Genomic DNA, 25,241 nt, shown 5'->3' on the forward strand with positions numbered 1-25,241 from the left:
AGAGTGACTGGTGATTATATCAGCGAGGTCAGAGATGCCAACCGTGAAATTTCAATATGCGGCAGCAGGCGGCTGTCCGCGGTGTGCATCAGGTCCGCGCCTTGCGGTTTGATCCAGCATGCCTGCATGCCACAGCGCAGCGATCCGGCGACGTCAGTGGTCAGGTCATCGCCGACGTGCAGAATATGCCCGAGCGGTAAGTTCAGGCGCTCCGCCGCCAGATGGTACATGTCGGCAAACGGCTTGGAGCGGCCATCCGGCCCGGCACGCAGCACAAAGCGGAAATAGTCGCTCAGGCCGAACAGCTCTGGTCGGGCGTTGCCGTTGGTAATCGCCACCAGCGGCCACTTCTCCGCCAGCTTCGCCAGCGTATCGTGGGTCTCCTGCGGGACATCGACGCGGCTACGCCAGTGGGCGAAGTGTTCCATCGCCGCATCGGCCCCCGCTTTCGCCGCGTCGGCGGAGAGGCCGGCGTTACGCATGCCTAACTCCAGCGCACGGTGGCGCCAGACGGTCACGTCGTGATAGATCTCAGGCTCGGATGCCAGCAGCGTCTGGCGCAGCTGATTAAGCTCATGGGCATCGAACTGGCTGAGCGACGGATGGTAGCTGCGCACAAAAGCCAGCGACTCGTGCATCGTCCGGTCAATTACCGGGCGGTTATCATAAAGGGTATCGTCCAGGTCAAACGTCAGCGCGGAAATCTGGCCCAGAGGTCGGTAAAAACGCATTATTTCCCCCGTTTTGCGCGCGGATGCGCGGCATCGTACACCGAGGCAAGGTGTTGAAAGTCGAGATGGGTATAAATTTGGGTGGTGGAGAGGTTAGCATGACCCAACAGCTCCTGCACACCGCGCAGATCGCCGCTGGACTCCAGCATATGGGTGGCAAAGGAGTGGCGAAGCTTGTGCGGATGCACATGGCTGTTCAGCCCCTGCTTAATGCCCCACTCGGCGAACCGCTTCTGTACGTTGCGCGCCGAAATGCGCTTGCCCAGTTTCGACAAAAACAGCGCGTCGTCGTCGGTACCGAACAGGCCGCGTAAATCCAGCCAGTGCTCAATCCACATCACGGCGTTGCGACCGATCGGCAAACGGCGCTCTTTGCTGCCTTTGCCCATCACCCAGACCTCGCCGCTTTCGAGATCGAGATGTTTGATATCAAGGTTGACCAGCTCGGACAAACGCAGCCCCGCGCCGTACATCACCTCCAGCATCGCCCGGTCGCGCACCGCCAGCGGATCGTTGAGATCGATATCCAGCAGCCGATTGACGTCATCGACATCGATATTTTTCGGCAGGTGACGGGGAATTTTCGGCGCGGCGATCCCTTTCGCCGGGTTGGCGCTGAGCTCGCCCTGGCCGACCAGCCAGTCGAAGAAACTGCGCAGCGCCGACAGGCGAAGCGCCAGGCTCGCCGGGCCTAACCCCGCGCGGCGACTGCGCACCGCAAAGCTTCGCACCTGAGCGGCATCGCACTGCGACCAGCTTTTCAGACCCGCCTCATCCGCCAGGGCGATCAGCGCGTCCAGCTGTCGCTGGTAATTCAGTAACGTGATCGGGCTGAGCTGGCGTTCAACGCCCAGGTGGCGCAGAAAGCGGGAGACGGCGGAGAAGAGAGGAGAATCGGTCATGCGCGTTCAATCCAGCGCTCCAGCAGGCCGGGCAGCATCTGGGCAATCTCCTGCAGCAGCTGCGTCCCCTGTCCTGGCTGATAATGCTGCGCATCGCGGCTGCTAAAGAGCATCACGCCGGGGGCATTATCGCCGCCCAGCAGCGACATCGCCACTGACCCAATGGCTTTCGCCTCCGGCAGCACCACCAGCAGCTCCGGACCGTTGAGCGGCCCAAGGTAGTGGCGCGCCTGGCCCAGACGTTGAATACGGATCGGCTCAAACGCCTGCCGGCTTAACGCCAGATGGGTAAACTTCGAAGGCGCGCCGAGGCGCCAGCTGTCAGGGAACAGGCGCACCGTGGCGCCCGCCAGCCCCAGCTCGCGCGCCCAGCGGTGAAGGCGGTTGAGCATATCGTCGAGGCTCTCCGCCGCCGCCAGCCGCGTTTGCAGCTGCAGCAGGCGCTGGAACAGGCTTTCATTGGCGACCGCCTGCTCCATCAGCAGCGACATATTCTCTTCCAGCACATGAATATGGTTACGCGCCCGCATCATATGCCACTCCACCAGCGAAATCGTACCGCGTACCGGATGCGGGACGCGGAGGTGTTCGACCTGGGCGGCATTACGAATAAAAAATTCAGGATGTTGCAACAGATAGTCCACCACGGCGCGATCGTCCAATGCGCTGGCGACTTCCTGTTGTTCTTCCCCGATTGGTTTCATAAATGAATAAATCCATCATAGACATGGGCCGCCGGGCCGGTCATAAACAGCGGCTGGCCCGGGCCTTTCCAGGCGATATCAAGACGACCGCCGGGTAATTCCACACGTACCGTTTCAGCGAGCAGCCCCTGCTGGATCCCCACCGCCACCGCGGCGCAGGCGCCGCTGCCGCAGGCCTGAGTTTCCCCGGCGCCGCGTTCGTAGACGCGCAGACGGATATGGGACCGGCCAACCACCTGCATAAAGCCGATATTGGCGCGCTCCGGAAAACGCTCATGGCTTTCCATTACCGGGCCGAGGGTTTCCACCGCCGCCGTATCCACATCATCCACCTGGATAACGCAGTGCGGGTTCCCCATGGATACCACGCCGCACAATACTGTCTGCTCGGCGGCACGCATGATATAGGTCTTTTCCGCTTTGTTGGCGCGGAACGGCACCTGGGAGGGCTCGAAGTTGGGCTCGCCCATGTTCACCCGCACCAGATCGTCTTCCGTTACGCTTAATACCATACGGCCGTTGGCCGTACTCACGCGGATGTCACGTTTATTGGTCAGGCCTTTCAGCCGGACGAAGCGTGCGAAACAGCGCGCGCCGTTGCCGCACTGCGACACTTCGCTGCCGTCGGCATTAAAGATCCGGTAATGGAAATCCAGATCCGGATCGTAGGGCGGCTCCACCACTAACAGCTGATCGAACCCGACGCCAAGGTGGCGATCCGCCAGGCGGCGAATCAGCTCCGGCGAGAAAAAAACATTCTGCGTTACCGCGTCAACGACCATAAAATCGTTGCCAAGGCCATGCATTTTAGAGAACTGCATCATCTACTCCAGTTGCGCGGAACAGAACGTTATCGTTAGTAATTGACCTGGCTCGGACCACCGGTATCGCCACGATCGTTACGATCCGGCGTTGAGCTCTGAATGCCCGGGTTAACCGGTTTGGTCGGCGGCGGCGCAGTTTTGTCAGCCGGCGGGAAATAGAGAGGCCCTTTCAGACCGCAGCCGGTCAGGCTGAAGATCGCAAACAAAACGGCAAGCGTAGGAAAAACGTTTTTCATTGATAGTTGCCCGTGATTCATTCTTTCTGCTTTCTATCATCGCAGGAGAAGGCGTAAAAGCAAGCCTTTAGCATCTGACTGCGCGCGCTTTTGTTTCGCGCTATACTGCCGCCAATCTCAAAAATGCGGGACAGAATCATGAATGACAGTGAATTTCATCGCCTTGCCGACAGCCTGTGGATGACCATCGAAGAACGCCTGGACGACTGGGACGGCGATAGCGACATCGACTGCGAAATCAACGGCGGCGTGCTGACCATCAGCTTTGAAAACGGCAGCAAAATCATTATTAACCGTCAGGAGCCGCTGCACCAGGTATGGCTGGCCGCCAAACAGGGCGGCTACCATTTCGATCTCAAAGGCGACGAGTGGATCTGCGATCGCAGCGGCGAGACCTTCTGGGATCTGCTGGAGCAGGCGGCAAGTCAGCAGGCCGGTGAGACGGTGAGATTCCGTTAATGACGCGTTTCCCGGATGGCGGCGCATCGCGCCTTATCCGGGCTACCCGACGTCTTAGAACCGTAGCCCTGCTAAGCGCAGCGCAAGCAGGGAATATCTCCGGATAGCGGCTCACGACTTATCCGGGCCAAATCTACGAGTAGCGCTGCTGCAGAACCGGCGAGGCGGTAACGTCCTGGCTGGTGGGTATCGCGGCGGCAATCGCCTGAGTGCGGAAAGGAATCACCTGGGTGCGCCCGTCCACCTCGACAATCTGATAGAACTGCGGCAGGTTGAAGTTGATAAAGCTGGAGCCGTAGGTAAAACGATCGTGCGATGACGAATAGAAGCGGCTGACGTCGCGCACCAGCTCCTCTTTGCTGCCCTCGCAGTGGTGATACACCTCAGCGCGGTTGCTCTCATCGAGAATATAGATGTTAAAGCCGCTGTCGTTGTTATCCGCATCTTCAAAGAAGAACTGAATAATCCCTTCGCTGGCGAAGCCGTCCACAACCGCCGGCAGCTTAACGTGATTGGTTTCCACCTGCACCGACAGGCCGTGAAGCTTGTTGTGCGAGATAGCGCCGTAGAATTCAATGGCGTTTTCCAGCTTCTGCACCGAAACATTGAGACGCTCGAAGAACAGCCCCCAGGTCTGGCCGGAGACGCGCAGCGCTTTAAAGCGCCCGGTATCCTGGCGGGTACTGGAGAGACGCAGTTCGATGCACTCGGAGATCATCTGCTGTACGCGGGTACGGATCAGGCCGCGCAGATGTTGGCTATAGCAGAACACCTCCACGCTGTCCGGCGGCGCGGCGTCCTGATGCATTTTACCGAGGATCGTTTTCAGCGCTTCGATCATCGCCTGCTCGCCGTTGAAATGCAGGGTACGCACTTCGTTCCACGAGTTGCGATACAGCAGGTCGACGCTGCCGATCAGGCATTTTTGCTCTTCGCCGAAGCTGAAAACATCAAGCTTACGGAAATCAAAGTGCACCACCTGATTGCGGAAGGCCGCCGTCGGGTCATATTCGAGGTTGACGATAATCGCCAGGTGGCGAATTTCGCATGGGCTGTATAGCGCTTTTGGCGTCGGCGCCGGCAGGCGCAGCGGGAAGTGGTGCGACACGTCGGCCACCATCTCCTGCAGCTTCGCCAGATCGACGATGCCGTTGCCCTTAATAAACAGGCGGGTGCGTGAGGTCAGCAGGCCGTTAAACCAGGCCCAGGCCACCAGCTTATTAAGATAACGGTTATATTCCAGCGGCTGATGGCTGATGATCGATTCCATATCCGGCGCGCGGTTGTACAGATACCAACCGGTACGGTTGGCGCGACCCGGCGGCACGTGGATAAAGGTCAGATTCGGTTCCGACAGGTCCGGCGATATTTGCGGGTTCACCAGCGTCACTTTGCCCGGCAGCGCTTCAAAAGCCGCATACAGCTTACGCGTCAGCACGCCAATATCCTGCGGACTGGCGGAGACGCTGAGGTTATTGCGCCGCGCGAAGCGGATCAGATTACGATAGCTCTGCATCATCGCATCGAGCAGTTCGTTGTGCGCCTTGCGCACTTCATCAATTTTCCAGTTCGCGCGGTTGTCGAGCATCATCAGACGCTTTTCATCCCAGCCCCACGCGTTGACCAGCTGGCTGACGACTTCGCGACGCCAGCCGACGCAGGCGCGTTCGCGGCTGAGTTTTTCACACACTTTCAGATAGAAGCAGCGGCGCACCAGGTCGAGACGGGTTTCATCTTCGATGGCCTGCAGGTAGGTGGTGACGCGCTCCAGCATCATACAGTACGGGTCGAGGCCGAAGGAGACGATCTCGCCATCGTGCAGGCGCTGTTTGATATCTTTCGCCAGCAGGCGGTTATTGGGGTATTCCCAGGAATAGGCTTCCAGTAGCAGCGTTTTCAGCACCGCTTTATAGGGGGAGTCGATACTCTTATACAGCTGCCACAGGCTGGCGCCGAAGTACTCTTCCGCCGACAGCGAACTGAGGCCGCCGAGATCGAGCCACTCGTTTGGCGTCAGCACGCCCTGGGCATACAGCCCCATGACGTAATCGTCGTAATGCTCTTCTTCATCGCACGGCACCATATTCCACAGAATACGCTTGCCGGCGAGACGGACCGCGGTGCGGTAGAACTCATCGAGCAGTAAAATATGCTGGGTCGAACCGCAGTCTTCGCCGCCGAGGCTGCCGCTTTCGTTATGGCGGAAGCGGTTTTCGTCGATCAGGAAGAAGCTGACTTCCACACCGAGCGAGGCCGCCCAGCTCTCAAGCAGGCTGCATTTTCGCTGCAGCAGCTGGCGCTCTTCGCTATCCAGCCAGGCCTGGTGACATACCCAGATATCCAGATCGGAAGAACAGCTCTGGCCGACGGAGGAGGTACTGCCCATCGAGTAGACGCCGGTGATCGGCAGCTCGCCTTTCGGCGGCTCCTGGGTCTGCATGCCGCGATGCAGTTCCAGTTCTTCAAGATAGTGGCGTTGGGTTTCATCAGGCGTGTAGAGGCAAATGCCACGGGGAACGTTACCGTCAAGGTAACCCGGCATCAGCGGGTGATGATAATGTAATAACGTTGGCAGTAGACTGTAAACCTGCTGGAAAGCGGGTCCCATGGCAGCAAGCGCGCGATCCACGCGCAGTTGGTTGATGGCATCCAGTCTCTGTTTCAGTGTCTCAATATAGAGGTACAAGACATATCGCCTGATGTTCAAAAACCCGAGGTACAATAGTACGGAGGATTTCAGTATTTCAACAAAAACCGTCACCATTCGTCGTCGGTGTGGTTGTGAAGAGCAGCGGACAGACAAATGGTTTAAAACGTGATCAATTTAACACCTTGCTCATTGACCGTAAAGAAAGATGCGCTACATACAAGTGTAGCACCGTTTATTACCTGTAAATTCCTCACTACGCCTCCGGCAACCGCCCACGCGCATGAAAGGTTAAAAAAGAGTGGGCCGGAGCTATCTCCCACATAAACCGTGAAAACTAACATCCGTAAGACAACAATGTTAGGATGGTTAGTGGTCGACAATGACGGTAACAAGCATGTTAGACAAAGTTTTGAAAATTGCCACACGGCAAAGCCCGCTTGCGCTATGGCAGGCGCAATATGTTAAAGCGCGCCTGGAACAAGCGCATCCCGGACTGAAGGTCGAGCTGGTGCCGATGGTCACTCGCGGGGATGTCATCCTTGATACTCCCCTGGCAAAGGTGGGTGGCAAGGGCTTATTTGTGAAAGAGTTAGAGCTTGCCATGCTCGAAGGGCGCGCCGATATCGCCGTTCATTCGATGAAAGATGTGCCGGTGGAATTCCCGGAGGGGCTGGGGCTGGTGACTATCTGCGAGCGCGACGATCCGCGCGACGCGTTTGTCTCCAATCGCTATGCCTCGATTGATGAACTCCCGGCCGGCAGCGTCGTTGGCACGTCAAGTTTACGCCGTCAGTGCCAGCTGGCCGCCACCCGTCCGGATCTGGTGATCCGCTCTCTGCGCGGTAACGTCGGTACCCGACTGAGTAAGCTGGATAACGGCGAGTATGACGCCATCATCCTCGCCGCCGCCGGCCTGAAGCGCCTGCAGCTCGAGGCGCGAATTCGCCAGCCGCTGTCGCCTGAGCAATCTCTGCCGGCGGTCGGCCAGGGCGCGGTGGGCATCGAATGCCGTCTCGACGATGCATGGACCCAGGGGCTGTTAGCGCCTCTCAACCATACGGAAACGGCAGTGCGCGTGCGCGCCGAGCGGGCGATGAACACGCGTCTCGAAGGCGGCTGTCAGGTGCCGATTGGTAGCTATGCGGAACTGAAAGACGGTGAACTGTGGCTGCGGGCGCTGGTTGGCGCCCCGGATGGTTCGCAGATGGTACGCGGCGAACGGCGCGGGCCAGCAGAGCAGGCCGAAGCGCTTGGCATCTCGCTGGCGGAAGAGCTCCTGGATAACGGCGCCCGCGACATTCTCGCGGCAGTTTATGATGGAGAAGCCCCACGATGAGCATCCTGGTCACTCGTCCACTACCGCAAGGAGAAGCGCTGGTCAGCCGTCTGCGGGCCATGGGACGCGTGGCCTGGAGCTTTCCGCTGATAGAATTTACGCCCGGTCGGGAGCTTCCCGCGCTGGGCGACGCGCTTGCCCGCCTGGGGCCTGACGATCTGCTGTTCGCGCTGTCCCAGCATGCGGTGGAGTTCGCCCATGCCCGTCTGCAGCAACAGGGCATGCCCTGGCCCACTTCCCCGCGTTATTTTGCCATTGGCCGCACGACGGCGCTGGCCCTGCATACGGTCAGCGGGCAGCACATCCATTACCCGTTAGATCGGGAAATTAGCGAAGTCTTGCTACAATTACCTGAATTACAAAACATTGCCGGGAAGAATGCGCTGATCTTACGCGGCAATGGTGGGCGGGAACTCTTAGGCGCGACGCTGACCGAGCGCGGCGCCAGGGTCACATTTTGTGAATGTTATCAACGTAGTGCAAAGCATTACGATGGCGCAGAAGAAGCGATGCGCTGGCAATCTCGCGGGGTCACCACGCTGGTGGTCACCAGCGGCGAGATGCTGCAGCAGCTATGGTCGTTAATACCGCAATGGTATCGCGAACGGTGGCTCCTGCACTGCCGCGTTGTCGTTGTCAGCGAACGTCTGGCTCTTCAGGCCCGGGAGCTGGGCTGGCAGGAGATTCAGGTTGCCGATAGCGCCGACAACGATGCGCTGCTACGCGCATTACAATAACTCTCAACATTGGAAGCCATAATGACGGAACAACAAAATCAATCCGCCGTGGTTGAAGAGACCAGGGAGGCCGTGGAGACCACACCACAGCCAGAGAACACTGATAAGAAGAAGGCTGGCAACAAAACCAGCCTGGCGCTCAGCGCGATCGCTATCGCCATTGCGATAGCCGCCGGTATCGGCCTGTATGGCCTGAACAAACAGCAGGCCTCGCGTCAAAACGAAACCACCTCTGAATTATCAAGCCAGGTCGCGGCGCTGCAAAAAGCGCAGGAGAGCCAAAAAAGCGAACTGGAAGGCATTATCAAACAGCAGGCCGAGCAGCTAAACGAAGCCAAACATCAGCAGGAGACGCTGGCCAAACAGCTGGACGAAGTCCAGCAAAAAGTGGCGATCATTTCCGGTAGCGACGCCAAAACCTGGCTGCTGGCCCAGGCCGACTTCCTCGTCAAGCTGGCGGGACGTAAGCTGTGGAGCGATCAGGATGTCACCACCGCCGCCGCGCTGCTGAAAAGCGCCGACGCCAGCCTCGCCGACATGAATGACCCAAGCCTGATCGGCGCCCGCCGGGCGATCACCGACGATATCGCCACCCTCTCCGCGGTGAACCAGGTCGACTACGACGGCATGATCCTCAAGGTTAATCAGCTGGCGAACCAAATCGATAACCTGCGGCTGGCGGATAATAACGATGACGATTCGCCGATGGATTCTGATAGCGATGAGCTCTCCAGCTCCATCAGCGAATGGCGCGTCAATCTGCAGAAAAGCTGGCAGAATTTTATGGACAGTTTTATCACCGTGCGCCGCCGCGATGAAACGGCGGTCCCGCTGCTGGCGCCGAATCAGGATATCTATCTGCGGGAAAATATTCGCTCTCGCCTGCTGGTCGCCGCGCAGGCAGTGCCGCGCCATCAGGAAGAGACCTGGAAACAGTCGCTGGATAACGTCTCGACCTGGGTACGCGCCTATTACGATACCGATGACGCCACCACTAAAGCCTTCCTTGAAGAGGTGGATAAGCTCAGTCAGCAAAGCATTACTATGACGGTACCGGAAACGCTGCAGAGCCAGGCGTTGCTGGAAAAACTGATGCAGACCCGGGTGCGTAATCTGATGGCGCAGCCTGCCGTTTCCGCAGGCGGCGCGCCCTCGCCTGCACCTGCAGCACCGGCCGCCCCCGCTGCGCCGCAAGGAGAGTAACGCATGCTGAAAATTCTTTTACTCTTCGCACTGTTGATCGCCGGGATCGTGCTTGGCCCGATGATCGCCGGGCATCAGGGCTACGTCCTGATCCAGACCGATAATTACAATATCGAGACCAGCGTGACCGGGCTGGTGATCATCCTGATCCTCGCCATGGTGGTGCTGTTCGCCATTGAATGGCTGCTGCGCCGCATTTTCCGCACCGGGGCGCATACGCGCGGCTGGTTTGTCGGCCGTAAACGCCGTCGCGCGCGTAAGCAAACCGAGCAGGCGCTGCTTAAGCTGGCCGAAGGTGATTACCAGCAGGTTGAGAAGCTGATGGCGAAAAACGCCGATCACGCCGAACAGCCGGTGGTGAACTATCTGCTGGCGGCGGAAGCGGCCCAGCAGCGCGGCGATGAAGCGCGGGCTAACCAGCATCTGGAGCGCGCCACCGACCTGGCGGGCGATGACCTGATCCCGGTGGAAATCACCCGCGTTCGCCTGCAGCTGGCGCGCAATGAAAATCACGCCGCGCGTCATGGCATCGATAAGCTACTGGAAATCACCCCGCGTCATCCGGAAGTGCTGCGCCTCGCCGAACAGGCTTATACCCGTACCGGCGCCTGGCAGTCGCTGCTGGATATCATTCCGTCGATGGCGAAAGCTAACGTCGGCGATGAAGAGCACCGCGCCGCGCTGGAACAGCTGGCATGGGTTGGCCTGATGGACAAAGCGCTGGCCGACGGCGGCAGCGAGGGGCTGCGCGAATGGTGGCGCAACCAGAGCCGTAAAACGCGGGCGCTGGTGCCGCTGCAGGTGGCGATGGCCGAGCGCCTCATCGAGAGCGACGATCACGATACCGCGCAGCAAATTATTATTGATGGTCTGAAGAAACAGTATGACGACCGTCTGGTGATGCCGATCCCGCGCCTGAAGACCAATAACCCGGAACAGCTGGAGAAAGTACTGCGCCAGCAGATCAAAGCCGTTGGCGATCGTCCGCTGCTGTGGAGCACTCTGGGCCAGTCGCTGATGCGGCACGGCGAATGGCAGGAGGCCAGCATCGCCTTCCGCGCCGCACTTAAGCAGCGTCCGGATGCCTTTGATTACGCCTGGCTGGCGGATGCTCTGGATCGTCTCCATCAACCGGAGGAAGCGGCTACCATGCGCCGCGATGGTCTGCTGCTGACGCTGCAGAATAACCCTCAGCAATAACCTCACCTGGCTGTCGCCTCCTGCGGGGCGATAGCCCTTCTCCCCCGCCTTCCCGTTGACGCTCCCCCTGAAAGAAAAAAACGCCTGCGCTGAAATCAGGGCAGGCGTTAAAACAGGTCTGTTTGACAACAAATTGGGTGCTTCACTCAACGTAATGTCCATGGTGTTTGATGAGGCATAAATGCGACATCTGTCAGTGGACGATAAGCACCGTAAGAACGGCTCTGCATCATTCCGGAGTTTATGAGGCACCAAGGCGAACATAAGAGATGGAATGAGCATCTACCCGATTATTATCGCACAGGATCCAGGGAAATTGCATCTACCACAGTGATGAATTGAGAGTTTTCCTGACACGTATTCTTAAGCAAAGAGAAGATTTTTTATCAGCAAGATCAGGGAAATAAGTCATGGCAGGAAGTCACAGAAAACAAAAAACCCCGCCGAAGCGGGGTTCAAAATTGGTCGGCGAGAGAGGATTCGAACCTCCGACCCACTGGTCCCAAACCAGTTGCGCTACCAAGCTGCGCTACTCGCCGAAATACTGCTTTTTGAATTTTTAGTTCAATTCGTTAAAGTCGTGGTGCGAGGGGGGGGACTTGAACCCCCACGTCCGTAAGAACACTAACACCTGAAGCTAGCGCGTCTACCAATTCCGCCACCTTCGCAAATTCACAACTCTATCAAATAATGGGGTGGCTAATGGGATTCGAACCCACGACAACTGGAATCACAATCCAGGGCTCTACCAACTGAGCTATAGCCACCACTGCAAACCTTTTACGCGGTATTAAAACCACCGCAGCTCCAGCACCGGGTTAATGGTGCGCCCGACAGGATTCGAACCTGAGACCTCTGCCTCCGGAGGGCAGCGCTCTATCCAGCTGAGCTACGGGCGCTTAGCGCCGTTGCGGGGTCGGATAATACGGACTTCCTCCCCCGCTGTCTAGTGCCTTTTAAAAGAAAATTATCGTTTGCTCATGCTTTGTTCGTTTTGGCGCTTATTCAGCCGTATTATTGACTTGCCCCTGCCTTCCAAGGCCAAACACCTTATAAATCAGGGTAACGGCAGCAAGGAAAATAATGCCGACAAAGAGCGACAACCGGGTTTCATCATTCAGCCCCATCCCGACCAGCACGCAGATCAGGAAAGCCATGGTGAAATAGTTGGCCCACGGAAACAGCAGCGAACGGAACGGATGGCTGGCTATCGCTGCCTGATGTACGCGACGGAAACGCAGCTGACTAATCAGGATCACAAACCAGGGCACCATCCCCGGCAGGACGCTGGCGCTATAGACATAGACAAACACCCGTTGCGGATTAGGAATGATGTAATTCAGGCAGGAGCCTACCAGCAGGATCAGAATAGACAGCGCCACGCCGACGGCCGGAACGCCGTTGCGCGATACCTTACCGATCGCCGCCGGCAGCTGACGGTTCTTCGCCAGGGCGTACAGCATACGTCCGCAGCTGTACATCCCGCTGTTGCAGCCGGAAAGCGCCGCCGTCAGCACCACAAAGTTGATAATCCCCGCCGCGGCGGTAATACCGATTTTGGCAAACGTCAGTACGAACGGGCTGCCGTTGGAGCCGATTTGATCCCATGGGAAGATGGTGACGATAACGAAAATCGCGCCGACGTAGAAAATCAGGATCCGCCACAGCACTTTGCCCACCGCGCTGCGCAGTGTGACCTGCGGATTTTTCGCTTCACCAGCGGTAATGCCGATGAGCTCCACGCCCTGATAGGACGCGACCACGATACACAGCGCCGTCAGGAAGCCCTTCCAGCCGCCGGCAAAGAAGCCGCCATGTTCGGTCAGGTTGCCAAAACCGATGGAGTGGCCGCCGTTGCCAAAGCCGAAGAAAATGACGCCCAGGCCCACGACGATCATCACGATAATGGTGGTCACTTTAATCATGGCGAACCAGAACTCGATTTCACCGTACAGCCGGACCGCCGCGAGGTTAGCCAGCGCCACCAGCCCCACGGCAATTAACGCCGGGATCCACTGCGCCATCTCCGGGAACCAGAACTGCACATAGACGCCGATGGCGGTAATCTCAGAGATGCCCACCGCCATCCACATAAACCAGTACGACCAGGCGGTCAGGTAGCCGAAGAAGGGGCTCATATAGCGATGCGCATACACTGCGAAGGAGCCGGTGACGGGCTCAAGGAACAGCATTTCGCCCATTGAGCGCATAATGAAAAAGACGAACAGGCCAGCGATAATGTACGCCAGCAGCACGGAAGGCCCAGCCCACTTCAGGGTACTGGCCGCCCCCATAAACAACCCCACGCCAATCGTCCCCCCAAGGGCGATCAGTTCAATATGCCGGGCCTCCAGTCCACGCTGGAGCTCCGCTTTTTTCTCAGTCATATATCCTCTTGTGTTTGCCGTATTCCGGGTACTCCCGGTTATTGTTATTAACTGAACTCATAGCCTTGCCGACGCGCAGGTCTCCCCCGCGCGTATGAAGCCTGCGAATGGTTAATGAATTTTATGGAAATGGCAAATAAAGTATCAGGCGAGTAAAGACATTAAACAGAAAATGGACACAAACTCGCCAGAATGCAGAGGAATATTAGAGTTTATTGGTGTAATGCCAACGTAAATATCGTAGCAGCCGGGCCTGCCTTTTAATCCGGCTCGGCTGGGAAACCAGGCGGTAAAACCACTCCAGCCCCAGATCCTGCCAGAACTTCGGCGCCCGATGAACGTGCCCGGTGAAAACATCGTAAGTGCCGCCGACGCCCATATACAGCGCGTGCGGGTACAGGCGCCGACAGTCGCGCATAAAGATCTCCTGACGCGGGGACCCCATGGCGACGGTGACGATTTTCGCCCCGCTGTCGCGAATGCGTTCGAACAATGCCTGCCGTTGCTCAGGCGCAAAATAGCCGTCCTGGCTGCCGACGATATTCACCTGCCAGCGCTGGCGCAGGCTGGACGCCGTCTGCGCCAGGACTTCAGGTTTACCGCCGACCAAAAACACCGGAGTGCCTTCAGCGCCGGCGCGCTGCATTAACGCTTCCCAGAGATCGGCTCCCGCCACGCGGGACACCTGGGCCTGCGGATATTTTTTACGCAGCGAACGTACCACGCTGATGCCATCCGCATATTTAAACTCCGCCGCCTCAATCAGCGCCCGCACCTCGGGGTTATCCTCTACGGCCAGCATTTTCTCGGCATTAATCGCCACCAGCGTCCCCTCCCGGAGAACGCCGTCGGCATATAAATAATCCAGAGCGTGCTGCATATCGCGCCAACCTATGAGCTGCAGCCCTCTTAACAGGTACAACGGCGCGGAAATGGTCCCAGTCATGTCCATCCTTCTCAGACTTGCGGTTGCGAAAGCGGTTTTACGCGCTTATGAATCAGTCCCACGCTATCCAGGAACCAGTACAGCAGTTTCGCCGCCAGCAAGCAGATACCAAAGATCACGAGGAAAAACACCACGCGGGAGCCGAACGAATCCAGCCCCTCGCGCGCCAGCACTATCATGTTGAAGATAGCGCCGAAACAGAAACTATGCAGGATTGCCGCTTTATAGCGATTGCTCTCCCGGTTGCCGAGCTCATACAGCCAGTCGAACCATTTAATAATCAACCCGACCGCCACAGCGCCCAGCGGCACAAACCAGACGCCGCCCATCACCACCAGCGAGCCAATCAGCGTCGGCGAAATCGCCAGCCCCGAATGGTTGTTTAACACTTCCCAGGTGAAGTAGTTGGCGGTATTGAGCACCATCGTCGGACGACCGTGCCACATCCAGCTGGGGATAAAGACGTAGAAGTCGCGGATCATCGGCGCCAGCCCCTGGAAATCGATCTTGTCATAGTTTTGCAGCAGCAGCGCCAGGTTCTCCCACGGCGAGAAGGTATCGCGTGTGAGATAGAGGAAGGTATAAAACGCTTCGTCGCCGCTGACGTTCATCCCGTAGCGCTTCAGCGCCAGCCAGAACATGCCGACGATGCCCAGCACGCCCGCCGCAGCCAGCATCCACAAGCTGATCCAGCCGCGAATAATGCCGATAAACAGGAAGATGGCGAAGGCGATGATGATATTGGCGCGAGTCCCGCCGACGATAGCGTAGGTCAGCAGACCAAAGGCCACGGTGCTGACGAGGAAGAAAATCCACGCCTTATAATCCTGGCGCAGGAAATAGACCACCAGCATCGCCGGGATAAAGAAGTAGAAGAAGCGCTTCAACGCCACGCCGGAGACTTCAGCAGAGAAAATCTGGCTGTAGGAGTTGAGCTTAAACAGCAGGAAACCATTGTGGGCGAAGAAGATGCCGACGCACAGCAGCGCCAGCCCCATCAGTATGCCCCACGCCAGATGGGTTTCCACCCGGTTCATGGTAAACAGCGGCCGACGCGTAACCTCACGCGATGCCGGACGCAGCCGCGTTTTATAGGTCACGTAGTAGATCGCGTAGAAGCACACCGCGATCAGCAGCGTCTGCAGCAAAATCTCCGGCGGCGCCACGCTGACGTCAAAGCGGAACACCAGAATACTGGTCAGCGGGAAACCGAAGAAAAAGGTCAGCAGAAACAGCAACGAGAAAAAGACGTTGAAGTTGAAGCGTACCCGACGGAACTCAAACCAGGTGGCGGTGGCGATAAACAGCGTCGACAGCAGCCAGACCACCAGCAGCCCGCTAAATTGCATTAACGTCATGCCTGCCCCTCCGCCGCTAACCGTAGCGCCCGCTGCCAGCCCGTCAGATAGTTCGGCCGGAAGAAAGCGATACCCGACTTATCCACGCTCGCCAGCTGGCGCTGCGCTTCGCGCACCACGCTGACGTCCAGCGCATCGCTGGTGAACAGCACCGGCACATGCTGCTCGGTCATATCCTGCCAGAACGGGTTTTCGCGGTTGAGCACGCAGGGAATGCCCGCCTGAATCAACAGGCACAAGGTGCCGATCCCCTGCTGACGCGCAAACAGGAAATAGCCCAGATCGCAGCGGCGCAGCAGCGCCAGATAATCATGAAACTCAAGCTTCTCGCTGAGGATCTGCAGATGCTCGCGACTAAACAGCGCCGCCCCCGCCTCACGAACCTCATTGATATAGGCCTCGTTATTCGCCGGATAGCCCATCGGCACGATGACGTTTACCGTATCGCCAAACTGCTGATGGATAGCCTTCAGCGCGGCAATATGTTCATTGCTGCGATCCCCGGAGTTGCCCACCAGAATGGTCAGCGTGTCGCCGCGCGGCGCGTTTTCGGCCAGGGTATTCAGCGCCGGATCCATACGCGTCGGGAAGTAGAGCAGTTCGCCCGGAACGCGTGGATGGCGGTTAGCGAACCAGCTAAGATCGCCGCGGGTGGCGAAAACGCGCCCCACCCGCCCCTGCGCCAGGCGGCGCAGCGGATAGAACAGGCGGAACTTCAGGCTGGTCGCATTTTCATACAGATCCGCCCCCCAGATATGCCAGTTAAACTGCGATGGGCGGATACCGCCGCTCAACAGCGCCAGCCACAGGCCGGTATTGAACTGGCCGTGGAAGAAAAAGCGCTGCTGACGGTTGGCTTTGGCTTGCGCAATCACCGCCTGCGCCAGCGACTTCTTCCCCGGATAGCAGGTGATGTCCAGCGCCGGATACCCATCACGCACGCTGGCCTCATCACCGACGACCATAAATCTCCTGGCCTGCGGATCGGCGGCCAGTTCGTCGTTAAAGAACCGCAGTACGGTCTGGTTATGATGCGGGATATCCGATCCCAGTACATGTATCAGTGCTGTCATGCCCGTTTACGCCAGAGTAAAAACACGCCACTACAAAGGGCGAAATAAACAATATAAGTGGCCATATACGCCTGCGCCGCGCCAACCGCGCCGTGCGCCGGTATAAGCCAGTGTGAGAATGCGGTCAGCAGCGTGAACTGGCTGATTTCCGTCAGAATATAAAAACGCAGCGACGCTTTAGCGATCACCAGATAGCCATAGACGTAGGCGCCTACTTTTAAAACGTCGCCCACCAACTGCCAGGCGAACAGGTCTCGCATCGCGGTAAAGCGATCGGAAAACAGCAGCCAGATGGCAAAATCACGCAGCAGCCAGACCGTCAGGCTCGCCGCCGCCACTGCCGGCAGGACGAATTTCAGCGACTTGACTATCTCGCGGGTGATATCCGTTTTGGCGCTCAGCCGCGACAGCGTCGGCAGGAGATAGACGCTGAACGAGGCGGTAATAAACTGCAGATAGGCATCAGAGATACTGCTCACCCCCTGCCAGATACCGACCGCCTCCCAGCCATAATGCGCCGCCAGCAGATTACGCATCATCACATAAGCCACCGGCAGGGTCACTGAGGTTATCAGCGCCATCAGGGTAAATTTCGATAGCTGTCCCGCCAGACCGTTATCCCAGCGCGGACGCAGGGCGTTCAGCGGAATATTACCCCGCCGCCAGAGCATGATGCCCGCCGGGATCACCACCAGCGCCGGCACTAACGCCAGCCCCAGCAGCGCCCCCTGGTAACCACCGAAGTAGTAACAGGCATAATAGGCCGCCACGCCAATCAGGCTGCCGGCAATCAGCGAGAAGGCGTTTCCCGCCGCATCGCGAAAGCCTTTCATCAGCGCCAGCAGGAAGTTCGCCCAGGCGATCCCCATCTGCACCAGCGCCACCAGCCGTACCAGATTCTGATAATGAGTATGACCGAACAGCCCCTGGCTTATCGGCGCCGCCGCCAGTAAAAACACCAGCGCCAGCAGCGTGGAAAAGCCAAGCACCATCGCCGACGAGGTGCCCACCACCTGCTTCAGGCGCGGGGGATCGTCGTGATGCTGAGCCACCAGCTTCGTGACGCCGTTAAATATCCCGGCCCCGGCCAGCACGCCGAGCACGGTGACCAGTTGCCGGAAGTTACCGGCCTGACCAACGCCCGCGGGCCCAAACGAGACGGCCAGCAGCTTGACGACCAACAGCCCGGCGCCGATTTTGACCAGCGTCGAGGCCGCCGTCCACAATGAGGCTTTTGCTAACGACATATCAGGAGAAGTAGCTCAGCAGCGAGTTAATCACCGTCCGCTGGTTCACCACAGACAGATTGTAAAACAGCGGCAGGCGCACCAGGCGCTCGCTCTCCTGGGTGGTATAGCGGTCTTCACCGTGGAATTCGCCGAAGTGTTCGCCTGCCGGACAGCTGTGCAGGGGAATGTAATGGAATACCGCGAGGATCTCCGCCTCTTTCAGCCAGGCGATAAGCCTGCTGCGATCCTCGATATCGCGCAGCTTAATGTAGAACATGTGCGCGTTTTGCCCGCAGTCAGCCGGGACCGTCGGCAGTTCAATACGTCCCGCGCGGGCCAGCGGCAGCAGCGCGTCATAGTAATTCTGCCACAGCGCCAGACGCTGCTGGTTGATGCGCTCCGCCGCTTCCAGCTGCGCCCACAGATAGGCGGCCTGCAGGTCGGACATCAGATAGCTGGAGCCAATGTCCCGCCAGGTATATTTATCCACCAGGCCACGAAAGAACTGGCTGCGGTTGGTGCCTTTTTCGCGAATGATCTCCGCACGTTCCACCAGCGTGCGATCGTTGATCAGCGTCGCCCCGCCCTCACCGCCGGCGGTGTAGTTTTTAGTTTCATGGAAGCTGAAGCAGCCGATATGGCCGATGGTGCCCAGCGCGCGCCCCTTGTAGGTGGACATCACCCCCTGCGCGGCGTCTTCCACCACGAACAGGTTGTACTTGTCGGCGATGGCCATGATGGTATCCATCTCGCAGGCTACGCCGGCATAGTGCACCGGGACGATCGCCCGGGTTTTATCGGTGATAGCGGCTTCGATTAACGTTTCATCGATATTCATCGTATCGCGACGGATATCGACGAAGACGATTTTCGCCCCGCGCAGCACAAAGGCATTGGCGGTGGAGACAAAGGTATAGCTGGGCATAATCACTTCGTCGCCCGGCTGGATATCCAGCAGCAGCGCGGCCATCTCCAGCGAAGCCGTGCAGGAAGGGGTTAGCAGGGCTTTTGCCGTGCCAAAACGCTGCTCCATCCACTGCTGGCAGCGGCGCGTAAAGCCGCCGTCGCCGCACAGCTTGCCGCTGTTCATCGCAGACTGCATGTAATCAAGCTCGGTTCCAACCACCGGCGGCGCGTTAAATGGGATCATGGGGTCACCTGTATAGCCAGTAGGCGGTGCTTTCCACATTAGCACCGCTGAGAATATAACGTTTAAGCGCGGCGGTGTTGCCCATCTGGGTCGCCACCCGCAGTGTAGAAAGTCCGCGCGAAGCGGCCCAGTACCGCGCCGCCTGCATCAGCTGCGCCCCGGCGCCGCGTCCGGCCAGCAGGCCGATACGCGCCTCGGTGGCATTGAGCTGGCGCAGAGAGACAAAGGCGCGAATATCGCCCTCTGGATGGCGGTAAATCAGGCACTGATGATCGAAGGTGCCGCGCACCGCATTTTCAATCCACTGGGCATAGAAGCGGCCGCTGGCGTCGGCAGCATACCAGGGCGCGCGAAAGCGGCTCATCGCAAAGGCCTGCGCCGCCTGCTCGCGCAGTGGCGCAATATCCGCCTCCACGGCGACGTCGGCGCCCGCATCCGCAGGGTTGCCCACCGGTAGCGCCAGATCGACCTCGCCTTCCACCAGCTGAAAACCCAGCTGCTGCAGCGCGTCGAGCCGGACGGTGTCGCTGGCGGCTACCTTCGCCTGCACTCGCGACCACCCCGCCAGCGCCTCAGGCGTCAGCCGCGGCGCATGCTCGTCAAAGTGAACGACGGCGCTGTTAACGGCAAAGAAGCGGTTCTCCCACTCCAGGGGATCAATACTGGCGCGGACGGGCACGGAGCAGATCCAGCAGATATTGGCCGTAGCCGGTTTTTTCCAACCGCTTCGCCGCGTGTTTGACGCCGTCGTCGTCCAGCCAGCCGTTGCGCCAGCCGATCTCTTCCAGACAGGCGATTTTGAAGCCCTGACGCTTCTCGACGGTCTGCACGAACATGCTGGCCTCGATCAGGCTATCGTGGGTGCCGGTATCCAGCCACGCAAAGCCGCGTCCAAGCAGTTCGACGGTCAGTGCGCCATCTTCAAGGTACATCTGGTTGATGGAGGTGATTTCCAGTTCGCCGCGCTCGGATGGCTTGACCCGTTTGGCGTACTCCGCCACCTTGCCATCGTAGAAATAGAGACCGGTGACCGCCCAGTTCGACTTCGGCTGCTTCGGCTTCTCTTCCAGCGACAGCGCGCGAAAGTTGTCATCAAACTCCACCACGCCAAAGCGCTCAGGATCCATCACCTGATAGCCAAAAATCGTCGCCCCTTCCGTGCGGGCAGCCACGCTGCGCAGCTTGGGGCTGAAGCTCTGGCCGAAGAAGATGTTGTCGCCTAACACCAGGCACGCCGGTTCGCCGTTAAGAAAGGCTTCGCCGATGATAAACGCCTGGGCTAAACCATCCGGCGTCGGCTGTACGGCATAGTGCAGCGCAATGCCAAACTCTGAGCCATCGCCGAGCAGGCGCTGGAAATCGCGCAGATCGTCCGGCGTGGTGATGATCAGGATCTCACGGATCCCGGCCAGCATTAATACCGACAGCGGGTAGTAGATCATCGGCTTATCGTAGATCGGCAACAGCTGCTTCGACACGCCGCGGGTGATGGGATGCAGTCGCGTTCCGGAACCCCCCGCCAGAATAATACCTTTCATCATTCCCCCCAGAGATGATTAGCCTTGCAGTCCAAGACGCTCGCCCTGATAGCTTCCGTCCTGAACCTGGCGCCACCATGTCTCGTTCGCCAGATACCACGCCACGGTCTTACGCATACCGGAAGTGAAGGTCTCAGCCGGCGTCCAGCCCAGCTCACGGGCGATCTTCGAGGCATCAATGGCATAGCGCAGATCGTGGCCCGGGCGATCGGCAACAAAGGCAATCAGGTCGCGATAGTGCGCCACGCCCTGCGGCTTATGCGGCGCCAGCGCTTCGAGCAATTCGCAAATGGTTTCCACCACCTCGATGTTTTTACGCTCGTTATGACCGCCGATATTGTAAGTCTCGCCCGGTTCGCCGCGGGTCGCCACCAGATACAGCGCTCTGGCGTGATCTTCCACGTACAGCCAGTCGCGGATCTGCTGTCCATTGCCATACACTGGCAGCGGCTTGCCTGCCAGCGCGTTGAGGATGGTCAGCGGGATCAGCTTCTCGGGGAAGTGATATGGGCCGTAGTTATTCGAGCAGTTGGTGATAAGCGTCGGCAGGCCATAGGTCCGCAGCCAGGCACGCACCAGGTGGTCGCTGCTGGCTTTCGAGGCCGAATAGGGGCTGCTTGGCGCATAGGGCGTGGTCTCGGTAAAGAAATCATCGCTGCCGTGCAGATCGCCATACACCTCATCGGTGGAGATGTGATGGAAGCGAAACGTCGATTTTTGCGCCGTAGCCAGCGTATTCCACCAGCTACGGGCCGCCTCCAGCAGCGTATAGGTGCCCACGATATTGGTTTCAATAAATGCCGCCGGACCGTCAATCGACCGATCGACATGGCTTTCCGCCGCCAAGTGCATCACTGTATCCGGTTGATACTGCACGAAAATACGGTCCAGCTCGCCGCGGTCGCAGATATCCACCTGTTCAAAGGCGAAACGCGCATCCTGCGCCACCGGCGCCAGCGACATTAAATTGCCGGCGTAGGTCAGTTTATCCACCACCACCACGCGATCGGCGGTGTGCTGGATAATCTCCCGCACTACCGCCGAACCAATGAAGCCCGCGCCGCCGGTGACCAGAATGGTTCTCACCGCCACACTCCTTTGGTGTCGATGATATACGCCTGGGTGACGCTGTCGCCGCTAACGGCTTTAAATTCATGGTGATCGACCAGCATCACCAGCACATCGGCGCTGGCCAGCGCCGCATCGAGGGTCGCCAGCGTACACAGACCGTCGAGTTTCTTCGGCAGCGCGTGAATGTTGGGCTCAACTACCTGCGTCGTGCCGCTGTGCCAGCGGGCAATCTGCGCGGCAATTTCCATTGCCGGGCTTTCGCGCAGGTCGTCAATATTCGGCTTAAAGGCGAGGCCAAAACAGGCAATGGTCAGTTCGCTGGCCCGTTTGTTGGTGGCATTCAGGCAGTCAGCTACCTGCGCTTTCACCTGTTCGATAACCCATTCCGGCTTGTGGTCGTTGACCTCACGGGCCGTGCGGATCAGACGCGCCTGCTGCGGGTTTTGCGCCACGATAAACCACGGGTCGACGGCGATACAGTGGCCGCCGACGCCCGGTCCCGGCTGCAGGATATTCACTCGCGGATGGCGGTTCGCCAGGCGGATCAGTTCCCAGACGTTAATGGCCTGATCGGCGCAAATCAGCGACAGCTCGTTGGCAAAAGCGATGTTGACGTCGCGGAAGCTGTTTTCCGTCAGCTTGCACATCTCGGCGGTACGCGAGTTGGTCACCACACATTCGCCTTCGAGGAAGATTTTATACAGCTCGCTGGCGCGAGCGGAGCAGACCGGCGACATGCCGCCGATAACGCGGTCGTTTTTAATCAGCTCGACCATCACCTGGCCGGGCAATACCCGCTCCGGGCAGTAGGCGATATTCACGTCCGCCGCTTCACCCACCTGCTGGGGAAAGCTGAGGTCCGGGCGCATCTCCGCCAGCCACTCAGCCATCTGTTCGGTCGACCCGACCGGCGAGGTGGACTCGAGGATCACCAGCGAGCCTTTCTTTAACGTCGGCGCAATGGATTTAGCCGCCGACTCGACAAACACCATATCCGGCTCGTGGCGATCTTTAAACGGCGTCGGCACGGCAATCAGGTAGGCATCCGCTGCCACCGGGGTGGTGGTGGCGCTTAAATATCCCTGCTCGACCGCGGTCTTCACCACGCTCGCCAGATCCGGCTCCACGATATGAATCTCTCCACGGTTAATGGTCTCCACGGCATGTTGATTGACATCAACGCCGACCACCCGCTTCTGCCGGGAGGCGAACGCGGCAGCGGTTGGCAGCCCGATATAGCCAAGGCCAATCACTGAAATGGTAGAAAAACTCATAGCGTTACCTGATTATTTTTAAGTGCAGACAAAATTCGACGACATGCTTCGCCATCGCCATAAGGATTATGCGCGCGGCTCATCGCCTGGTATGCGGCATCATCCTCCAGCAGTCGCGTGACTTCCGCCACGATGCGCTGGCTGTCGGTGCCCACCAGACAGACGGTACCGGCGGCCACCGCTTCCGGACGTTCGGTCATATCGCGCATGACCAGCACCGGTTTCCCCAGGGAAGGCGCCTCTTCCTGAATACCACCGGAATCGGTCAGGATGAGCCAGGCCCGATCCATCAACCAGACGAACGGTAGGTAGTCCTGCGGTTCAATCAACATCACGTTGTCGATATGGCCGAGAATACGGTTCACCGGTTCGCTGACGTTAGGATTCAGGTGAACCGGATAGACAATCTGCACCTCAGGGTGGGTATGGGCTATCTCCGCCAGCGCCTGGCAGATCTGCTCAAAGCCGAGCCCAAAGCTTTCCCGCCGATGGCCGGTAACCAGAATCATTTTTTTACCGTGGCTAATGAAAGGATAGCGCTGCAGCAGGGTCTCCCGTAGCGCTTCATCGCCCAGAACGCGATCGCGCACCCAGAATAGGGCATCGATGACCGTATTCCCGGTCACCGTGATGCGACTGTCGGCAATGTTTTCCCGCAGCAGATTCTGCCGCGAGGTTTCCGTAGGGGCGAAATGGTACGTCGCCAGATGCCCGGTCAGCGTACGGTTGCCCTCTTCCGGCCACGGCGAACTTAAATCGCCGGTCCGCAGACCCGCCTCTACATGGCCCACCGGTATGCGCTGGTAAAACGCCGCCAGGCTCGCCGCCATCGTGGTGGTGGTATCGCCATGCACCAGCACCACGTCGGGTTTAAACGACTCCAGAACCGGCTTCAGCCCCTCAAGAATACGGCAGGTGATCTCGGTGAGCCCCTGCCCCGGCTTCATGATGTTGAGATCGTAGTCCGGGGTGATGGAGAATAGTTTCAACACCTGATCGAGCATCTCCCGATGCTGCGCAGTCACGCATACTTTCGCCTCAAAATGAGGATCCTTTGCCAGCGCATGGACCAGAGGAGCCATTTTGATGGCTTCCGGCCTCGTGCCAAATACAGTTAGTACTTTCACATCGATTCTCTTCGATTAGGCGATGAAGGTCATTTGCCCTTCACCACAGGCCGCAATCACAGGACACGACGACGCGATAACGCCACGCCTGCGCCGATGAGCGCACCCACAATCCCCCACATCACCATCAGAAATACACGGCGCGGGCTATCGCGTTTTACAGGTTCTTCCGGCGTTCGCAAATACCGGTAAGTCTGAAAACGCGGATCCAACGTTGGACCGACGTTCAACGTGCTCAGCATGGCGCGATTCTGGTCGTAATCGAGGTCATATTCCGGTCCGACGGCCTGCAGGTTTTCCAGTCTGGCCTGCAGCATCGGCCTGCCCAATAAAAATAGCTCTGAATCCGGCAACTGATCGGCAGGAACATCCGTTTCGCTGCGCGAGATATTATGCTGCTGAGCGACCTTCAGCGCTTGCTCCACGCTGTGGGTCCGGCGGTTGAAAATAGCCTCGGCCACTTCTTCCTGGCGCTTCACCTGCGCCTTCATTTGTACCGTCCGCGCCGCCCAGGCGCCTTTGAGCTCGTCGTTAAGATGGCCGGCCGCCCGCTGGCTGGCGAAAGCCACATACTGGCGCAGCAAATTATTGGCATCCTGCCCGGTCTCGGCGGTCAGTTTGACGCTGTCGTTGACGCTCTTGGCCGCATCGCCTGGCATAAACTGGATATTGTTAATTAAATCATCCAGCATCGCCGCATCGGCGCGAGCATTACCCGACTGTCGCTGCTTGTAGTAGTCCGTTTGCAGCCAGAAATCACGCCGGGTATCCCAGGAGGCCAACTGCATGATGAACTCTTTATACGCTTCATCCATGGCGGAAGGCTGATCTACCGAGGCCAGGTCGGCTTTGATATCCAGATTGCGTAAGAACTGCTGCTGGGAATAGTACCCCCCCAACATGTTGACAGTAGGCCGATCGGTGATCGCCGTGGCGCTCCACTCCTGGCGAGCAAAGAAGGTGTACACCAACACGATAGCGGCGAAGAGTACAGCACCGCCGACTATCCAGCCTTTTCCTGCCCATAAAGCGCGAAACAGCCCGCGAATATCCAGCTCGTTCTCAACGTTCACTGATTGTGCTCCCGGTAATGGTTGAGTCATCAC

Annotated in this window: 23 protein-coding genes and 4 tRNA genes; 5 read left to right on the plus strand and 22 right to left on the minus strand. The window is 58.5% G+C overall.

Features of this window, described 5'->3' with window-relative positions:
- Positions 1-14 precede the first annotated feature (14 nt).
- From yigB to ABLX76_RS24465, 5 genes are read right to left on the minus strand one after another with little or no spacing between them, the layout of a single operon-like run.
- The gene (yigB, locus tag ABLX76_RS24445; protein WP_023291569.1) at positions 15-731 is read right to left on the minus strand and encodes a 5-amino-6-(5-phospho-D-ribitylamino)uracil phosphatase YigB; all 717 of its coding nucleotides are present in this window, start codon (positions 729-731) and stop codon (positions 15-17) included.
- The gene (xerC, locus tag ABLX76_RS24450; RefSeq protein ID WP_044521758.1) at positions 731-1,633 is read right to left on the minus strand and encodes a tyrosine recombinase XerC; all 903 of its coding nucleotides are present in this window, start codon (positions 1,631-1,633) and stop codon (positions 731-733) included. The genes yigB and xerC overlap by 1 nt, the downstream gene beginning before the upstream one ends.
- On the minus strand, positions 1,630-2,337 hold the full coding sequence (locus ABLX76_RS24455; RefSeq protein ID WP_180264123.1) for a DUF484 domain-containing protein: 708 nt from the start codon (positions 2,335-2,337) through the stop codon (positions 1,630-1,632). The genes xerC and ABLX76_RS24455 overlap by 4 nt, the downstream gene beginning before the upstream one ends.
- On the minus strand, positions 2,334-3,158 hold the full coding sequence (gene dapF / locus ABLX76_RS24460) for a diaminopimelate epimerase (protein WP_002883394.1): 825 nt from the start codon (positions 3,156-3,158) through the stop codon (positions 2,334-2,336). Before dapF ends, ABLX76_RS24455 begins: the two co-directional genes overlap by 4 nt.
- A 35-nt stretch (positions 3,159-3,193) precedes the next feature.
- Entirely contained in the window at positions 3,194-3,397 is a 204-nt protein-coding gene (locus ABLX76_RS24465) for a lipoprotein (RefSeq protein WP_004886794.1), read from the minus strand.
- Positions 3,398-3,535: 138 nt separating this feature from the next.
- Here ABLX76_RS24465 and cyaY point away from each other — a divergent pair, with 138 nt between their 5' ends.
- On the plus strand, positions 3,536-3,856 hold the full coding sequence (gene cyaY, locus ABLX76_RS24470; protein ID WP_023291566.1) for an iron donor protein CyaY: 321 nt from the start codon (positions 3,536-3,538) through the stop codon (positions 3,854-3,856).
- Positions 3,857-3,989: 133 nt separating this feature from the next.
- Here the strand turns inward: cyaY and cyaA are convergent, their stop codons facing one another.
- Entirely contained in the window at positions 3,990-6,542 is a 2,553-nt protein-coding gene (cyaA, locus tag ABLX76_RS24475) for a class I adenylate cyclase (RefSeq protein ID WP_002883383.1), read from the minus strand.
- Between the two features lie 358 nt (positions 6,543-6,900).
- On the opposite strand from cyaA, the gene hemC reads away from it, so the two are divergent.
- Genes hemC through hemY form a run of 4 tightly spaced genes read left to right on the plus strand, consistent with a single transcriptional unit; the run spans position 6,901 to position 10,982 of the window.
- Positions 6,901-7,842 carry a hydroxymethylbilane synthase gene (gene hemC / locus ABLX76_RS24480; RefSeq protein ID WP_032454513.1) on the plus strand — a complete coding sequence of 314 codons (942 nt, stop codon included), beginning with the start codon at positions 6,901-6,903 and terminating at the stop codon, positions 7,840-7,842.
- Positions 7,839-8,579 carry a uroporphyrinogen-III synthase gene (hemD, locus tag ABLX76_RS24485; RefSeq protein WP_023291564.1) on the plus strand — a complete coding sequence of 247 codons (741 nt, stop codon included), beginning with the start codon at positions 7,839-7,841 and terminating at the stop codon, positions 8,577-8,579. Before hemC ends, hemD begins: the two co-directional genes overlap by 4 nt.
- Positions 8,580-8,600: 21 nt before the next feature.
- Positions 8,601-9,782: a uroporphyrinogen-III C-methyltransferase gene (gene hemX / locus ABLX76_RS24490; RefSeq protein WP_032454512.1), complete on the plus strand. Its 1,182-nt coding sequence runs from the start codon at positions 8,601-8,603 to the stop codon at positions 9,780-9,782.
- Between the two features lie 3 nt (positions 9,783-9,785).
- Entirely contained in the window at positions 9,786-10,982 is a 1,197-nt protein-coding gene (gene hemY / locus ABLX76_RS24495; protein ID WP_023291562.1) for a protoheme IX biogenesis protein HemY, read from the plus strand.
- A 462-nt stretch (positions 10,983-11,444) separates the two neighbouring features.
- Here hemY and ABLX76_RS24500 read toward each other — a convergent pair.
- From ABLX76_RS24500 to wzzE, 16 genes are all read right to left on the minus strand, one after another.
- Positions 11,445-11,521 (minus strand) — tRNA-Pro (locus tag ABLX76_RS24500).
- Positions 11,522-11,563: 42 nt separating this feature from the next.
- Positions 11,564-11,650: transfer RNA gene (locus ABLX76_RS24505), tRNA-Leu, on the minus strand.
- A 23-nt stretch (positions 11,651-11,673) separates the two neighbouring features.
- Positions 11,674-11,749: transfer RNA gene (locus ABLX76_RS24510), tRNA-His, on the minus strand.
- Between the two features lie 55 nt (positions 11,750-11,804).
- A tRNA-Arg gene (locus tag ABLX76_RS24515) sits at positions 11,805-11,881 on the minus strand.
- A 102-nt stretch (positions 11,882-11,983) separates the two neighbouring features.
- Positions 11,984-13,369 carry an amino acid permease gene (locus tag ABLX76_RS24520; RefSeq protein ID WP_132136146.1) on the minus strand — a complete coding sequence of 462 codons (1,386 nt, stop codon included), beginning with the start codon at positions 13,367-13,369 and terminating at the stop codon, positions 11,984-11,986.
- A gap of 205 nt (positions 13,370-13,574) precedes the next feature.
- On the minus strand, positions 13,575-14,315 hold the full coding sequence (gene wecG / locus ABLX76_RS24525; RefSeq protein ID WP_023291561.1) for a lipopolysaccharide N-acetylmannosaminouronosyltransferase: 741 nt from the start codon (positions 14,313-14,315) through the stop codon (positions 13,575-13,577).
- Positions 14,316-14,326: 11 nt separating this feature from the next.
- Positions 14,327-15,673 carry an ECA oligosaccharide polymerase gene (gene wzyE, locus ABLX76_RS24530; protein WP_032454510.1) on the minus strand — a complete coding sequence of 449 codons (1,347 nt, stop codon included), beginning with the start codon at positions 15,671-15,673 and terminating at the stop codon, positions 14,327-14,329.
- Positions 15,670-16,746, minus strand: a complete 1,077-nt coding sequence (locus tag ABLX76_RS24535; protein WP_048296403.1) for a TDP-N-acetylfucosamine:lipid II N-acetylfucosaminyltransferase — start codon at positions 16,744-16,746, stop codon at positions 15,670-15,672. Before ABLX76_RS24535 ends, wzyE begins: the two co-directional genes overlap by 4 nt.
- Positions 16,743-17,993, minus strand: a complete 1,251-nt coding sequence (gene wzxE / locus ABLX76_RS24540) for a lipid III flippase WzxE (protein WP_048296402.1) — start codon at positions 17,991-17,993, stop codon at positions 16,743-16,745. The genes ABLX76_RS24535 and wzxE overlap by 4 nt, the downstream gene beginning before the upstream one ends.
- Position 17,994: 1 nt before the next feature.
- Positions 17,995-19,125 carry a dTDP-4-amino-4,6-dideoxygalactose transaminase gene (gene rffA, locus ABLX76_RS24545; RefSeq protein WP_044521751.1) on the minus strand — a complete coding sequence of 377 codons (1,131 nt, stop codon included), beginning with the start codon at positions 19,123-19,125 and terminating at the stop codon, positions 17,995-17,997.
- 4 nt (positions 19,126-19,129) lie between these two features.
- A complete protein-coding gene (gene rffC, locus ABLX76_RS24550) occupies positions 19,130-19,804 on the minus strand; it encodes a dTDP-4-amino-4,6-dideoxy-D-galactose acyltransferase (RefSeq protein ID WP_023291556.1) in 675 nt (224 codons plus the stop codon).
- Positions 19,782-20,663, minus strand: a complete 882-nt coding sequence (gene rfbA / locus ABLX76_RS24555; protein ID WP_023291555.1) for a glucose-1-phosphate thymidylyltransferase RfbA — start codon at positions 20,661-20,663, stop codon at positions 19,782-19,784. The genes rffC and rfbA overlap by 23 nt, the downstream gene beginning before the upstream one ends.
- A gap of 18 nt (positions 20,664-20,681) precedes the next feature.
- Positions 20,682-21,749, minus strand: a complete 1,068-nt coding sequence (rffG, locus tag ABLX76_RS24560) for a dTDP-glucose 4,6-dehydratase (RefSeq protein ID WP_233673243.1) — start codon at positions 21,747-21,749, stop codon at positions 20,682-20,684.
- Positions 21,746-23,008 (minus strand): UDP-N-acetyl-D-mannosamine dehydrogenase, encoded by a 1,263-nt coding sequence (gene wecC, locus ABLX76_RS24565; protein ID WP_023291553.1) that lies wholly within the window; start codon positions 23,006-23,008, stop codon positions 21,746-21,748. Before wecC ends, rffG begins: the two co-directional genes overlap by 4 nt.
- Positions 23,005-24,135 carry a UDP-N-acetylglucosamine 2-epimerase (non-hydrolyzing) gene (gene wecB / locus ABLX76_RS24570; protein ID WP_071997580.1) on the minus strand — a complete coding sequence of 377 codons (1,131 nt, stop codon included), beginning with the start codon at positions 24,133-24,135 and terminating at the stop codon, positions 23,005-23,007. Before wecB ends, wecC begins: the two co-directional genes overlap by 4 nt.
- A 56-nt stretch (positions 24,136-24,191) precedes the next feature.
- Positions 24,192-25,238, minus strand: a complete 1,047-nt coding sequence (gene wzzE / locus ABLX76_RS24575; RefSeq protein ID WP_032429045.1) for an ECA polysaccharide chain length modulation protein — start codon at positions 25,236-25,238, stop codon at positions 24,192-24,194.
- Positions 25,239-25,241 lie beyond the last annotated feature (3 nt).

Source organism: Klebsiella sp. JB_Kp004, from assembly GCF_040065795.1.
GTDB classification, from domain to species: domain Bacteria; phylum Pseudomonadota; class Gammaproteobacteria; order Enterobacterales; family Enterobacteriaceae; genus Klebsiella; species Klebsiella quasipneumoniae.

Bases quoted from the DNA above. Each gene is read 5' to 3' on its own strand.
- yigB (WP_023291569.1), bottom strand. From the start codon at position 731: ATGCGTTTTTACCGACCTCTGGGCCAGATTTCCGCGCTGACGTTTGAC.
- xerC (WP_044521758.1), bottom strand. From the start codon at position 1,633: ATGACCGATTCTCCTCTCTTCTCCGCCGTCTCCCGCTTTCTGCGCCAC.
- ABLX76_RS24455 (WP_180264123.1), bottom strand. From the start codon at position 2,337: ATGAAACCAATCGGGGAAGAACAACAGGAAGTCGCCAGCGCATTGGAC.
- dapF (WP_002883394.1), bottom strand. From the start codon at position 3,158: ATGCAGTTCTCTAAAATGCATGGCCTTGGCAACGATTTTATGGTCGTT.
- ABLX76_RS24465 (WP_004886794.1), bottom strand. From the start codon at position 3,397: ATGAAAAACGTTTTTCCTACGCTTGCCGTTTTGTTTGCGATCTTCAGC.
- cyaY (WP_023291566.1), top strand. From the start codon at position 3,536: ATGAATGACAGTGAATTTCATCGCCTTGCCGACAGCCTGTGGATGACC.
- hemC (WP_032454513.1), top strand. From the start codon at position 6,901: ATGTTAGACAAAGTTTTGAAAATTGCCACACGGCAAAGCCCGCTTGCG.
- hemD (WP_023291564.1), top strand. From the start codon at position 7,839: ATGAGCATCCTGGTCACTCGTCCACTACCGCAAGGAGAAGCGCTGGTC.
- hemX (WP_032454512.1), top strand. From the start codon at position 8,601: ATGACGGAACAACAAAATCAATCCGCCGTGGTTGAAGAGACCAGGGAG.
- hemY (WP_023291562.1), top strand. From the start codon at position 9,786: ATGCTGAAAATTCTTTTACTCTTCGCACTGTTGATCGCCGGGATCGTG.
- ABLX76_RS24520 (WP_132136146.1), bottom strand. From the start codon at position 13,369: ATGACTGAGAAAAAAGCGGAGCTCCAGCGTGGACTGGAGGCCCGGCAT.
- wecG (WP_023291561.1), bottom strand. From the start codon at position 14,315: ATGACTGGGACCATTTCCGCGCCGTTGTACCTGTTAAGAGGGCTGCAG.
- wzyE (WP_032454510.1), bottom strand. From the start codon at position 15,673: ATGACGTTAATGCAATTTAGCGGGCTGCTGGTGGTCTGGCTGCTGTCG.
- ABLX76_RS24535 (WP_048296403.1), bottom strand. From the start codon at position 16,746: ATGACAGCACTGATACATGTACTGGGATCGGATATCCCGCATCATAAC.
- wzxE (WP_048296402.1), bottom strand. From the start codon at position 17,993: ATGTCGTTAGCAAAAGCCTCATTGTGGACGGCGGCCTCGACGCTGGTC.
- rffA (WP_044521751.1), bottom strand. From the start codon at position 19,125: ATGATCCCATTTAACGCGCCGCCGGTGGTTGGAACCGAGCTTGATTAC.
- rfbA (WP_023291555.1), bottom strand. From the start codon at position 20,663: ATGAAAGGTATTATTCTGGCGGGGGGTTCCGGAACGCGACTGCATCCC.
- wecC (WP_023291553.1), bottom strand. From the start codon at position 23,008: ATGAGTTTTTCTACCATTTCAGTGATTGGCCTTGGCTATATCGGGCTG.
- wzzE (WP_032429045.1), bottom strand. From the start codon at position 25,238: ATGACTCAACCATTACCGGGAGCACAATCAGTGAACGTTGAGAACGAG.